Below are 12,648 nucleotides of genomic sequence, written 5' to 3' on the forward strand. Positions count from 1 at the left end.
CGTGCCGTTAACCGTCATCATGACCATTGGGCCGGTGGACTGTCAATGGCACGATGCGTGCCGATAGACTCGGGGGCATGGCCACGGAACCACGGCGGCGAGGCGCCGCCCGCACCGACGAGCTCCTCCGGACGACCATCGAGCTCGCCACCGAGGGCGGTTACGCCGGGCTGAGCATCGAAGCCGTCGCGCGCCGGGCGGGCGTCGGGAAGCACACGATCTACCGGCGCTGGCCGTCGATGGCGGCGCTGCTGCTGGACGCGCTCAGTCGCGTGTGGACCACCGACCTCGACTACCACGACACCGGCGACGTCCGCGCCGACCTGCGCGAGCAGTTCCTGCGGTCGGCCCCCGCGCTCGCCGCACCGCCGATCGGGCCCGTCTACCGCGCGCTGATCGCGGAAGCCCAAGCCGACGACACCCTGCGCGCCACGCTGCACGACCGATTCCTCCGCACCGTCGAGGAACGCACGCTCGCGCGGATCGTCCGCGCCCAGCGAGCCGGGGAGCTCGTGGCCGGTGCCGACCTGACGTTCCCGGCCGAAGTCCTGTGCGGCACGTTGTACTACCGCTACCTGCTGTCGACACGCCTCGCCGACGAGAAGGCCGTCGACGCTTTGCTGGACATGTTCATGGCCGCCTACGGGCATTAGCCTGCCGCTCGACCACCTGAGCGTGGACGGCTCTCGCCGCACACCGTCACGGGCGGTGCGCTCAGACGACCTTGGCGTCGATCAGCTGCTGCCAGATCTCGCCCTGGTCGACGACTTCGACCTCGAGCTTCTCGGCCTTGGCGAGCTTGCTGGCGCCGACCTCGGCGCCGGTGATCAGCATGTCCGTGCTCGCCGAGACCGACGAAGCGATGCTCGCGCCCGCTTTCTCGCACAGGCGCTGGAAAGTCGGGCGGGGCACCTTCTCCCCGGAGCGCGGGTCGCTGATCGCGCCGGTGACCACGACCGTCTTCCCGGCCAGCGGCGCACCGGCCGCGACCACCGGGGGCAGGTCTTCCTCGCGCACGTCGAGGGAAACCCCGCGCTCCCGCAGCCGTTCCAGCTCGGGCCGCAGCCGGGTGAGGTGCTCGACCAGCGAGGCGGCGACCTTCGGCCCGATGTCCTCCACCGCCACGAGCGCGTCCACGCCCGCGTCGGCGACCTCTTCCAGCGACCCGAACCCCGCCCGGCACAACCGGGCCGCGGTGCCGTCGGAGGCCATCGGGATCGCGAGCCCGATCAGCGCCCGGCGCAGGCCGACCGCGCGGCTGGCGTCGATCGACTCGATCATGCGCGTCGCCGACACCTCGCCGACGCGGTCGAACTCCAGCAACCGCTCCTTGGTCAGCCGGTAGAAGTCCGACGGGTGCTCCAGCTCCCCTGCCTCGGCGAGCCGTTCGATCCACACCCCGCCGATGGCGTCGATGTCCGCCGCCGCCCTCGACGCCCAGTGGATCAGCCGCCGCACGGTCTGCGCGGGACAGGACACGTTGGTGCAGAACAACTCCCGGCTATTGCCCTGTTCGGTCAGCGGCTGCGCGCACGACGGGCAGTCCGCCGGTGGCACGATCTCGACCTCCGCGCCGGTGCGCTTCGACTCGTCGAGCACCCCGGCGACGAACGGGATCACGTCACCCGCGCGGCGCACCAGCACCGTGTCGCCGATCTTGATCCCGCGGGCGCGGATCACCTCCTGGTTGGCCAGCGTCGCGCGGGTGACCGTGGTCCCGCCGACGAACACCGGCTCCAGCCACGCCACCGGCGCGATCTTGCCGGTCTTCCCGACGTCCCAGACCACATCGGACAGCACGGTGGTCTTCTCCTCTGCGGCGAACTTGAACGCCAGCGCGCCGCGCGGCGAGCTCGACCGCGTGCCCGCGGCGGCGTAGGCGTCGCGATCGGCCAGCCGCAGCACGGCGCCGTCCAGGTCGTAGTCCAGCTCGTTGCGCCGCCGCTCGATCTCGGAGATCACCGCCTGTGCCGCTTCGGCGTCGGCGCAGTGCCGCATGTCGGCCGCGGCGAACCCGAGCGTGCGCAGCGCACCGTCCAAATCGGACTCCGCGCTGTCCGGATCGGTGTGCAGGTCGAAGGCGAGGAATTGCAGGCGCCGCTCGGCCACGGTGGCCGGGTCCTTCGCCCGCAGCGTGCCCGCCGCGGCGTTGCGCGGGTTGATCAGCGGCTTGTCCGGGTGCGCGGCGTTGTAGGCGGCGAAGGTGGAACGCAGCATGACCGTCTCGCCGCGCACCTCGACCCGGCCAGGCGCGTCGATGCGCTCGGGCACCCCGCTGGTCAGCACCCGCACCAGCGGGGTCACGTCGTCACCGGTGGTGCCGTCGCCGCGGGTGACCGCCCGCGCCAGCCGTCCGTCTTCGTAGACCAGTGCCAGCGACAACCCGTCCAGCTTCGGCATCACCACCACCGGCTGGCCGGGGAACCGGTCGAAGAACGCCACGACCTGCTCGGGCTTGGTCGCCTTCTCCAGCGACAGCATGGGGCGCGAGTGCCGCACCGGCGCGTGCAGCACCGTCGGCGCGCCCACCCGCTCCAACGGGTTCGGCTCCGGCGCCAGGTCAGGGTTCGCCTCGATCAGCCCGCGCAGCTCGTCCTCGAGTTCGTCGTACTCGGCGTCGGCGACTTTCGGCGAGCCGCGGTAGTAGGCGTCGCGCAGCGCCACGACCTGATCGGCGAGTTCCTGAATGCGTTTCCCAGCGTCCACGGCACAGCACGCTACCCGTGCCCACCGACAGGACCGGGCAAGTGCCGATCCGCCCGCGAGTTCCGCCGTGAGCGTAAGCGCTGCCACCGGGTGCCGGAGGAGTGCCAGGATGACGGCATGGCGGACATCCTCGACTTCCACCGGAACCGCACCCCGGACCGCGAGCCCGACCCCGAGCCCGAACCGCTGTGGCGCGAGGCCCTCGGCAGGAGCCTGCGCGGGATGCGGGAAGACCGCGGCGGTCGCCTCGTCGACATCGCGGAGCGGGCCGGGATCTCACCCCAGTACCTGTCCGAGATCGAACGCGGTCTCAAGGAGCCGTCGAGCGAGATGATCGCCGCGGTCACCGGCGCGCTCGGGATCGGCCTGCCCGACCTGCTCACCGGGATCGCGGGCGAGGTCAGGCGGTACCACCACCCGCGTCCCGTGCGCCGCCCGGCCGGCCCGCTGCTGATGGCGGCCTGACCGGTCAGGGCCGGTGGTCGATGATCGTGTCCGCGAGCCCGTAGGCGACCGCGCCCGCCGCGTCGAACACGCGGTCGCGGTCGGTGTCGTGCCGCAGGTCCGCGACCTCGCGGCCGGTGTGCGCCGAGAGGATCTCCTCCAGCTGGGTGCGCACCCGCACCACCTCGTCGGCCTGCAGGATCAGGTCCGGGATGGTGCCGCGGCCCTGCGCCGCGGGCTGGTGCAGCACCACCCTGGTGTGGGGCAGCACCGAGCGGTGCCCCGACTCCCCCGCGGCCAGCAGCACCGCGCTCGCCGCGACGGCCTGCCCGACGCACGTCGTCGCCACCGGCGCCTTGATGAACCGCATCGTGTCGTACAGCGCGAGCATCGCGGACGGGTCGCCGCCCTCGGAGTTGATGTACAGGTTGATGTGCTGGTCCGGATCGTCCGCCTCCAGGTGCAGCAACTGGGCGATCAGGGCGTTCGCCACCCCGGAGTCGATCGCGGTGCCGAGGTAGACGATCCGCGACGACAGCAGGTGCGAGTAGACGTCCATGACCCGCTCGCCGCGCACGTCCCGCGTGATGACGTTGGGAATCGTGTAGGTGCTCACGCGCGCGCTCCCGCCGCCGTGCCGAGTCCGAGCCGGTGCGTGCGCACGGGCACCACCTGGTCCAGCGAGTCGACGATGTGGTCGATGAAGCCGTATTCGCGCGCCTGCCCGGTGGTGAACCAGCGGTCGTGCAGCGAGTCGGCGAAGATCTTCTCGACGGGCTGGCCGGTGTCCTCGGCGATGAGGCCCAGCACGGTGTCCCTGGTGTGCCGCAGGTCGTCCGCCTGCACCTCCACCTCGACCGCCGAACCGCTGATCCCCGCCGAACCCTGGTGCATCAGGATGCGCGCGTGCGGCAGGGCGAAGCGCTTCCCGGGAGTGCCCGCGGAAAGCAGGAACTGCCCCGCGCTGCACGCCAGCCCCAACGTCACCGTGACCACGTCGCACGGCACGAGCCGCATCACGTCGCGGATGGCCAGCATCGCGGGCACCGACCCGCCGGGAGAATGGATCCACAGCGCGATGTCCTTGCGCTGGTCTTCGCTCGCGAGCGCGAGCAGCTGGGTGGCGAGCACGGTCCCGTTGTCGTCGTCGAGCGTGCCGTCGAGGACCAGCACGCGCTGGCTGTAGAACCGTTCCCGCAGCTGCCGGTCGAAGAGGGGCTGCTTGTCGTCGTTCGTCATGCCACGACCATGCCTCCCGCACGGGCGGGTTCGCCGCTTTCTCCGCTGTGAGCGGATCAGCTCTCAGCAGCGTCCGTCCACTGTGGAAGCGCGCGAACGGTGGCCAGGTACTCGGCGGCGAGCGCGCGCACGATCTCGGCCGCGGGAAGCACTTCGTCGACGAGGCCCGCGCTTTGGCCCGCTTCGATCTTGCCGTTGTCGATGTCGCCGTCGAACGCGGCCATCTTCAAGGTGGACTCGGCGAATCGGACCCGGCGGTCCTCGACGCTCGCGCCGTCGCGTTCGAGCTTCGCCATCTCGCGGGTGAACGTGTTGGGCAGCGCGCGGATGACACCCAGTTCCCTGCCCAGCGGCTGGGCGTCGGACACCGACGCGGACAGCACCGCGCGCTGGTACGCGGGATGGACGTTCGCCTCGGCGCTGGCCAGGAACCTCGTGCCGAACTGCGCCGCGCCGGCACCGAGCGCGAGCGCCGCGGCCAATCCCGCCCCGTCGGCGAAACCACCGGACGCGATGAGCGGCAGCCCCGGTACCGCGCGGGCGACGGCACGGACGATCACCAGCGTGGACACCAGATCCGGCGGCGGGTGCCCGCCCGCTTCGGCGCCGACCACGACCAGGCCGTCCACTCCGGCATCGGCCGCCTTGCGCGCGTGCTCGGCGCTCGCGACGACGTGCAGGCACACGGTGCCCGCGGCGCGGAACCGGTCGAGGTAGCGCCGCGGCCCGCCCTGCGAGGCGATCAGGACCGGGATCCGTTCCGCCACCAACAGGTCCATCGCCTCCTCGGCGCCCTTGCGGTAGAGCGGGAGGTTGACCGCGAACGGGTGGTCGGTGCCCGCGCGCAGCGCCCGCACCGCGTCGCGGAGGTCGCCCGGCCGCATCGGCCCGGCGGCGAGCACGCCGAGGCCGCCCGCGCGGGACACCGCCAGCGGCAGCTCCGGCGCGGACGAGGCCCAGGACATCCCGGCCTGCACGATCGGAAGGTCGATGCCGAGCAGCCGCGTGACGTCCGTGGCGATCATCGGGCGTCCAGGAGCCGCACGGCGTGCTCGGCGAGCTGCTTCTTCTGGATCTTCGCGCTCGCGGTCATCCCGATCCCTTCGAACCCATCGACGATCCGCAGGTGGTGCGGGACCTTGAAGCCCGCCATCTCGCCACGGCACCAGTCGAGCAACTCCCCCGGCGAAGGATCCGCGCTGCCGTTGAGGACCACGAAGGCGAACGGGACTTCCACGAGCCGTTCGTCCGGCACGCCGACCACCGCGGCCTGGCGGATCGCCGGATGGCGGTGCAGCACGGCTTCGACCTCGGTTGGCGCGACGTTCTCGCCGCCGACCCTGATGAGTTCCTTGGCCCTGCCGGTGAACAGCAGGCGCCCGTCGGCGCGCAGGACGCCGAGATCGCCGGTGGACAGCCAGCCGTCGTCGTCGAGCACGGCCGCGGTCTGCTCCGGCATCGCGTAGTAGCCGCGCATCACGTTCCACCCGCGAACCAGGATTTCGCCCTGCTGCCCCGGTTCCGCGTCGGCACCGGTGACCAGGTCGCGCACGCGCACGGACACCCCGGGCTCCGGCGGCATGCTGCCGTCCACCCGCAGGCGCTCGTCCTCCCACCACGCCGACTGCGCGACGTTGGGCGATGCCTCCGACAACCCGTAGCCGACCACGGTTTCCGCGGCGCCGAGTTCGTCGATCACGCGCCGCACCACCGTCGGCGACGCCGCGAGCCAGGCGCCGCGGAGGCTGAGGCGGTACTCGTCGCGGTCCGGGTGGTTGAGCAGCATCAGGGCGATGGTGTCGTTCCCGGCGAAGTGCGTGCACCGCTCGTCGGCGAGCAGGCGCAACGCGGTCTCGGGCACGAACCGCTCCGCGGTGACCAAAGTGGACAGTTGCTGGATACAGGCCAGTATGGACAGTGTCGTGCCCGCGACGTGGAAGAACGGGCGCCCGCTGTAGAACCGGTCGCCCGCGTGCAACCCGAGCCTGGTGCCGGAGAAGAACGCGTCGGCGCACATGTTCCGGTGCGTGAGCAGCACGCCCTTGGGGAACGAGGTGGTGCCCGAGGTGAACTGGACGAGCGCGACATCGTCGGGGTCGCTGCACGCCTCGACCGGCTCGCCCGCGCCCGAGGTGAACTCGTCCCAGCCGAGCGCGCCCGCGGGCACGTCCTCGCCGAGCACGACGACCCGCGCCAGCCGGGGCAGGTTCGGGTCGGGCAGCTCCTTTTCCACCGCGGGGCAGATTTCCCGCAGCATCGCGGTGAACTCCGAGCTGAGCACCTTCTCCGCCAGGAACAGCAGCTTGACGTCCGACTGGCGTAGCGCGTACTCCAGTTCCGGCGCCTTGAAGCGGGTGTTCACCGGCACGGTCACCGCGCCGAGCGAGGTGACGGCGAGGAACAGCGCGACCCAGCGGGGACCGTTGCCGAGGCAGAGTCCGATGTGGTCACCGCGTTCGACGCCCACGCGGTGCAGCGCGGAACGCAGGGCTGCCACCTGCTCGGCCAGTTCGGCGTAGGTGACGCGTTCGTGCGCGTGGACCACGGCCTCGACCTCGGGCACCACGGCCGCCGCGCGGCGCAGCGCTTCGTCCGTCGTGAGTGGACAGACGCCGGTCAGGTCCAGTGCTTCCAGGTCCATCGCGCTCACTCCCCGCTCCGATCCGCGAACTCGGCCACGCCCCGCCGCCAGCCGCCGTCGGCGAGGTTCCGCTCGATCGCGGCGAGTTCGATGCGGATGCCGGTGGTCAGCGCCGCCTCCTCGCCGAGATCGACCGACTGCTTGGTCAGGCTCAGCGCGAGCGGCGGCGCGGCCACGATCGCCTCGACCGTCTCCGCCACCAGTCTCTCCAGTTCCCCGGCCGCCGCAAGCCGGGTCACCAGGCCGAGCCGGGTGGCTTCGACGGCGTCCACGACCCGGCCGGTGAACAGGATTTCCTTCGCGCGCCGCTTGCCGATGACCCGCTGCAGCCGTTGCGTGGCGCCGACCGTGCCCCAATGTGGTTCGGGGAAGCGGAAGGTCGCCGCCTCGGAGGCGAGCACGAAGTCGCAGCTCATCGCGATCTCGCCGCCGGAGCCGACCACGGGTCCGTCCACCACGGCGAGCACCGGCTTCCCGCAGCGTTCGATCGTTTCGTAGGCGGCGAACGAGGCGAGCCTGCGACGGCGGACCCAGGTCTCGTCCTTTTCCTTGCGCTCCTTGAGATCCGCGCCCGCGCAGAAGACCGGGCCGTCCGCCTTGAGCACGACCGCGCGCACGCCGTCGTCGGCGTCGAGGTCGGCGAAGATCTCGCGCAACGCCGTGCACATCGGGAGGTTCAGCGCGTTGCGCGCCTCCGGGCGGTTCAGGGTCACCTCGGCGACCCCCGCCTCCTCGCGCACCAGCACCGGGTCCACTTCAGATCACCTCTTCCTCGCGCAGCGCCGTGATTTCCGTTGTGGACAGACCCAGGTACGAAGCCAGCACCGCGCCGGTGTCGGCGCCGAGCCGCGGCGGCACGGCGGGTTCCGGGTCTTCGTACCCGGCCATCCGCAACGGGGTGCGCAACGCCGGGAAGCGCCCCTCGGCGGGGTGGTCGAAGTGCCCGACCATGCCGCGCGCCACGGTGTTCGGGTCGTCGAGGGCCTCGCGGACGGAGTTGACCTCGCCGACCGGGACGTCGCGGTCGCGCAGCGCACGGGCGAGGTCGGCCCGCGGCCGCTGCGCGAAGGCCGCGCGGAGCGCTCCGAGGACTCGCTCCCGCTGGCCGAGACGTCCGGCGTTCGCGGACAGGTCGGGATCGGCCAGCAGATCGGTGAGGCCGAGCACCTCGCACAGCGGGCGCCAGTGCTGATCGCTTGCGCTGAGGTGGAGCCACCGGCCGTCGCGGCACTGGAACGCCGCCGAGGGCACCCGGCCCGGATGCTGCGTGCCCTGCCGCACGGGATCCTCGCCGTAGGCGAACACCCTGGCCGCGGCCAGCGCCAGCAGGCTCACCTGGACGTCCATCATCGCCACGTCCACATGGGACCCTCGCCCCGACGTGCCGCGCCCGACGAGCCCGGTGAGCACGGCGATCGCCGTCCACAGCCCGGAAGCGAGGTCGGAGATCGGGACGCCCGCCTTCGCGGGCGGGGTGTCCGGGTGCCCGGTCAGGTGCATGATCCCGGACAGGGCTTGGAAGATCGTGTCGTAGCCCTTGCGGTCGCGGTAGGGCCCGTCCTGCCCGAACCCGGTGTTCGACACGTACACCAGCCCCGGGTTCACAGTGGACAGTGCCTCGTAGCCGAGCCCCATCCCGTCCAGTGTGCCGGGCAGGAAGTTCTCCACCACCACGTCGGCCTTGGCGGCGAGATCGCGGGCGATCCCCCTACCCCGCTCGGATTTCAGGTCGAGCGTGATCGAGCGCTTCCCCCGGTTGAACGCGAAGAAGTACGCGCTCTCCCCCGCGGGCAGGCGGGGTTCCCAGCCGCGCGACTCGTCGCCGCGACCGGGACGCTCCACTTTGAGCACGGTGGCACCGAGTTCGGCGAGGCACTGGGTGGCCAGCGGCGCGGCCAGCACCCGGGAGAAGTCGAGAACGGTGATGCCCGACAACGGTTTCATCGGCGCTCCCGGAACCCGCGCATGATCACGTTGACGTCCCGGCCCGCCCGCATCGCCTCGGCGTAGGGCAGATCAGCGACCCGGTGGAAGAGCGTCTTCGTCGCGGCCATCGCCAGCGGGCTGGCTTCGGCCCACCGGTGGGCGATCCGCAGGCCCTCGCCGAGCAGGTCGCCCGGTTCGGCGACGCGGTTGGCCAGGCCGAGGTCGAGCATCTCCGCCGCGGTCAGCATCCGGCCGAGGCTGATCAGCTCGAAGGCCAGCTTGGGCCCGAGCTGGCGCTGCAGGCCGGTCATCACCACCGCGGGGACGATCGAGTGCTTCATCTCCGGGTAGCCGAACTTCACGTCGGCCGCCACCACGGTCATGTCGGCGCCGATCGCCAGTCCCGCTCCCCCGCCGACCGCCGCGCCCTGCACGACGGAGACCACCGGGGTGGACAGCTCGCGCAGCAGCGACTGGGTCCGGCTGGTCAGCTCGGCCCGCGCCAGCACCGCGGCGGGGTTGTCCGGGGTCAAATGCCCGAACTCCGACAGGTCCGCGCCGGCGCAGAACCCGCGCCCGCTCCCGGCCAGCACCAGCGCGCGGACCCCCTCGTCGCGGTCGGCTTCGAGCAGCGCGTCGTGCAATGCCGTGGTGAGCGCGGTGTTCAGCGCGTTGAGCTTCTCGGGGCGGTTGAGCCGCAGCACGCGCACCGCCCCCTCGTCCTCGCTGAGTAGGACCTCAGGCATCGAGTTTCTCCTTCCGGCCCTTGGCCACCATGCTGTACAGCTCGCGGCCCAGTGCCCGCTCGCAGAGTTCGGACGCCGCCGCGACACGGTCCGGGTCCAGTCCGGTGTCGACGCCCATCGCCTCGAAGAGGGCGACCAGGTCCTCGGTGCAGGCGTTCCCGGTGAGCCCTTGCCCGTAGGCGATCCGGGCGGGATGCCCGCCGACACCGCCGAACGCCGTGTCGAAGTGGCGGCAGCCCGCGTCCAGCGCGGCAACGCAGTTGGCGAGCGCGGTCCCGCGCGTGTTGTGCATATGGGCCACCACGGGGATCCCGACCCCGGCCCGCGCGATCCGCCGGTAGAGATCGGCGACGGTACGGGGAGTGGCCGCGCCGATCGTGTCGCCGAGGGTGATCAGCCCGGCGCCGAGTTCGGCGAAGCGGACGATGTCGGCGACGACCGAGCCGGGGTCGACGGCGCCGTCGAAGGGGCAGCCGAACGCGACCGACACGACGCCGACCAGGGTGAACCTCCCCCGCGCGAGCCGGGTCATCTCCGCGACGTTCTCCCATTGGGCGGCGCGGGTGGTGCGCAGGTTGCGCGCGGTGTGCCCTTCGGTCGCCGAAACCAGGAAGCTCAGTTCCTCGGCCCCGCGACCGGCGTCGAGGTCCGCGATCGCGCGCCGCACGGCCCGCGGGTTGGGGCAGGTCGCCTTGTACGCGACGCCCTCGGCCACGGGAAGGCCCGCGAGCACCTCGGACGCGTCGGCGAACGCCGGGACGTGGCGCGGGTGGCTGTAGCTCGTGGCTTCGATGCGGCGGAACCCCGCCGCGGTGAACGCGGCGACCAGGTCGAGCTTCGTTCCGGTGGGCACGAACCCGGTCTCGTGCTGCAACCCGTCGCGGGCGAAGCACTCGCAGATCGTCACGCGGTCTGCCATCGACCACCTCCTGGGGATCAGTCCTCCCAGGAGTACCGGAGTGGTGTTGATAATGTCAACAGTTAGAGCGACTCCTGGCTCTCCAACGCCTTCGCCAGCTTGCCGAGCTTGTCCAACGCGGAGTCCAGGGCCTCGCGTTCGGCGGCGCTCAGGCACACCAGGAACGCGTCGTTGCGCTCGTTCGCCGCCTCGATCAGCCCCTGGTAGACGGATTTCCCCTTGCGGCTCAGTGACAGCCGGGTGCTGCGCCCGGCACCGGACTCGCGGACCAGCAGGCCGCGTTCGTCCAGTTTGGCCACCACCCTGCTCATCTGCGCCTTGTCCAGCCCGGCCCGCGCGGCGAGCCGGTTCAGCGTGAGCGTCGAATCCTCGCCGAGCAGGGCGAGTGTCCGCCATTCGCCGAGGCTGACGTCGAAGTCGCGGCGGTAGCGGGTGGCCGCGCTGCGCGAGATCGCGTTGGCGACCCGGTGCATCCGGTACGACAGCAGCTCGGAGATGGGAAGCAGCGTGCTCATCCCGTGATTCTAGGCCACCGTTCGCGGCCACGGCCCCAGCACCGGTGTTGACATTCACAACAGACGGACTGAGACTCGGGTCCGGCACCGGACGTGCCACCCCACCGATCCCGGAGTGAGACAGTGACGTCGACTTCACCCGACGGCCCCGCCGTCCCCCGCGACCCGCTCTACCGCAAGGTCGCCCTGCGGATCATGCCGCTGCTGCTGGGCTGCTACGTGGTCAGCTTCATCGACCGGACCAACGTCGGGGTGGCCCAGGTCCGGCTGAAGGCCGACCTCGGGTTCAGCGAAGGCGTCTACGGCCTCGCCGTCGGGCTGTTCTTCGTCGGCTTCATCCTCTTCGAGGTGCCGAGCAACATGCTGCTCGCCCGCATCGGCGCCAGGAAGACGCTGGTGCGCATCATGCTGTCGTGGGGCGTGATCACGATGCTGACCGCGCTCGCGACCACGCCCGCGTTGTTCTACACGGCCCGGTTCCTGCTGGGCGTCGCCGAAGCGGGCTTCTTCCCCGGCGCGTTGTTCTACCTCGCGCAGTGGTTCCCCTCGGCGCGGCGGACCCGGATGACCGCCCTGTTCTTCCTCGGGGTGCCGCTGTCCGGGATCGTCGGCCCGCCGCTGTCGGGCTGGATCATGCACACCCTCGGCGGCGCGTTCGGCCTGAAGGACTGGCAATGGCTGTTCGTGCTCGAAGCGCTGCCGCCGATTCTCCTCGGCCTGCTCGTGCTGCGGTTCTTCCAGGACAAGCCCGCGGAAGCGCGCTGGCTCGGCGAGGACGAGCGGCGGGCGATCGCCGCGGACCTCGCCGCCGACCAGGACCGCAAGCAGGCCGGGGCTAAGCACGGCGGGATGCTGCGGGCGCTGAAGGACCCGCGGGTCTACGTGCTCGGCCTGGTCTCGTGCGGCTGCTACACCCTCGCCAACGCGGTCTCGTTCTGGACCCCGCTCGTGATCAACAGCTCCGGGGTCGGCAACGTGCTCGACATCGGCCTGCTCGCGGCGATCCCGCCGGTACTGGGCATGGGTGTCATGTTGCTCGTCGGCCGCCATTCCGACCGGACCATGGAACGGCGGTGGCACGCGGCCGGTGCGGAGTTCTTCGCCGCCGCCTGCCTGGTGGGCCTGTCGTTCGTGTCCGGCGACCCGTATCTCGTGCTCGTGCTGCTGGCACTGATGACCGCGGCGCACTACTCGGGGCTCACGGTCTTCTACTCGATCCCGTCGATCTACCTGTCCGGCCCCGCCGCGGCGAGCGGGATCGCGATGGTGACCACGATGGGCTCCCTCGCCGCGGCCACCAGCCCGGCACTGCTCGGCTGGATCAAGACCACCACCGGCTCGCTCGACCTCGGCTTGCAGATCAGCGCGGGCGTCGTGGTGCTGGGCGGGATCATCCTCCTCGTCGGCATCCCCGCCCGCGCCCTTCGGGAAGGCACCGGTGCCGCCGTCGGCGCCGCCCGGTCGCAGGTGCGCGGCTGACCGCGGGGTGCGAGGGCCGAGTTCGCGGCGTCT

Annotated in this window: 13 protein-coding genes; 3 read left to right on the forward strand and 10 right to left on the reverse strand. The window is 71.5% G+C overall.

All coding sequences use genetic code 11. The features are described 5' to 3' along the window. Positions 1-77 precede the first annotated feature (77 nt). A complete protein-coding gene (locus HUW46_RS47765) occupies positions 78-653 on the forward strand; it encodes a TetR/AcrR family transcriptional regulator (protein WP_215545220.1) in 576 nt (191 codons plus the stop codon). 61 nt (positions 654-714) lie between these two features. Here the strand turns inward: HUW46_RS47765 and ligA are convergent, their stop codons facing one another. Continuing rightward, on the reverse strand, positions 715-2,706 hold the full coding sequence (gene ligA, locus HUW46_RS47770) for an NAD-dependent DNA ligase LigA (protein ID WP_215545221.1): 1,992 nt from the start codon (positions 2,704-2,706) through the stop codon (positions 715-717). A 117-nt stretch (positions 2,707-2,823) separates the two neighbouring features. Here ligA and HUW46_RS47775 point away from each other — a divergent pair, with 117 nt between their 5' ends. Further along, on the forward strand, positions 2,824-3,171 hold the full coding sequence (locus tag HUW46_RS47775) for a helix-turn-helix domain-containing protein (protein ID WP_215545222.1): 348 nt from the start codon (positions 2,824-2,826) through the stop codon (positions 3,169-3,171). Between the two features lie 4 nt (positions 3,172-3,175). Here HUW46_RS47775 and HUW46_RS47780 read toward each other — a convergent pair whose 3' ends face one another. The 9 genes from HUW46_RS47780 to HUW46_RS47820 form a co-directional block, all read right to left on the reverse strand. Beyond that, positions 3,176-3,766: a ClpP family protease gene (locus tag HUW46_RS47780; RefSeq protein ID WP_215545223.1), complete on the reverse strand. Its 591-nt coding sequence runs from the start codon at positions 3,764-3,766 to the stop codon at positions 3,176-3,178. Next, positions 3,763-4,389 (reverse strand): ClpP family protease, encoded by a 627-nt coding sequence (locus HUW46_RS47785; protein ID WP_215545224.1) that lies wholly within the window; start codon positions 4,387-4,389, stop codon positions 3,763-3,765. The genes HUW46_RS47780 and HUW46_RS47785 overlap by 4 nt, the downstream gene beginning before the upstream one ends. 56 nt (positions 4,390-4,445) lie before the next feature. Then, entirely contained in the window at positions 4,446-5,414 is a 969-nt protein-coding gene (locus tag HUW46_RS47790) for an NAD(P)H-dependent flavin oxidoreductase (RefSeq protein ID WP_215545225.1), read from the reverse strand. After that, entirely contained in the window at positions 5,411-7,030 is a 1,620-nt protein-coding gene (locus HUW46_RS47795) for an AMP-binding protein (protein WP_254125630.1), read from the reverse strand. Before HUW46_RS47795 ends, HUW46_RS47790 begins: the two co-directional genes overlap by 4 nt. A 5-nt stretch (positions 7,031-7,035) precedes the next feature. After that, positions 7,036-7,785, reverse strand: coding sequence for an enoyl-CoA hydratase/isomerase family protein (locus HUW46_RS47800; protein WP_215545226.1), 750 nt, complete (start codon positions 7,783-7,785; stop codon positions 7,036-7,038). 1 nt (position 7,786) lies between these two features. Beyond that, positions 7,787-8,974, reverse strand: a complete 1,188-nt coding sequence (locus HUW46_RS47805) for a CaiB/BaiF CoA transferase family protein (protein ID WP_215545227.1) — start codon at positions 8,972-8,974, stop codon at positions 7,787-7,789. Further along, entirely contained in the window at positions 8,971-9,702 is a 732-nt protein-coding gene (locus HUW46_RS47810) for an enoyl-CoA hydratase/isomerase family protein (protein ID WP_215545228.1), read from the reverse strand. The genes HUW46_RS47805 and HUW46_RS47810 overlap by 4 nt, the downstream gene beginning before the upstream one ends. Continuing rightward, entirely contained in the window at positions 9,695-10,621 is a 927-nt protein-coding gene (locus HUW46_RS47815) for a hydroxymethylglutaryl-CoA lyase (RefSeq protein ID WP_215545229.1), read from the reverse strand. The genes HUW46_RS47810 and HUW46_RS47815 overlap by 8 nt, the downstream gene beginning before the upstream one ends. A gap of 62 nt (positions 10,622-10,683) precedes the next feature. Continuing rightward, on the reverse strand, positions 10,684-11,136 hold the full coding sequence (locus HUW46_RS47820) for a MarR family winged helix-turn-helix transcriptional regulator (RefSeq protein ID WP_215545230.1): 453 nt from the start codon (positions 11,134-11,136) through the stop codon (positions 10,684-10,686). A 123-nt stretch (positions 11,137-11,259) separates the two neighbouring features. On the opposite strand from HUW46_RS47820, the gene HUW46_RS47825 reads away from it, so the two are divergent. Next, the gene (locus HUW46_RS47825; protein ID WP_254125632.1) at positions 11,260-12,615 is read left to right on the forward strand and encodes an MFS transporter; all 1,356 of its coding nucleotides are present in this window, start codon (positions 11,260-11,262) and stop codon (positions 12,613-12,615) included. Positions 12,616-12,648: the final 33 nt, after the last annotated feature.

This window comes from Amycolatopsis sp. CA-230715 (assembly GCF_018736145.1).
Lineage (GTDB): Bacteria > Actinomycetota > Actinomycetes > Mycobacteriales > Pseudonocardiaceae > Amycolatopsis.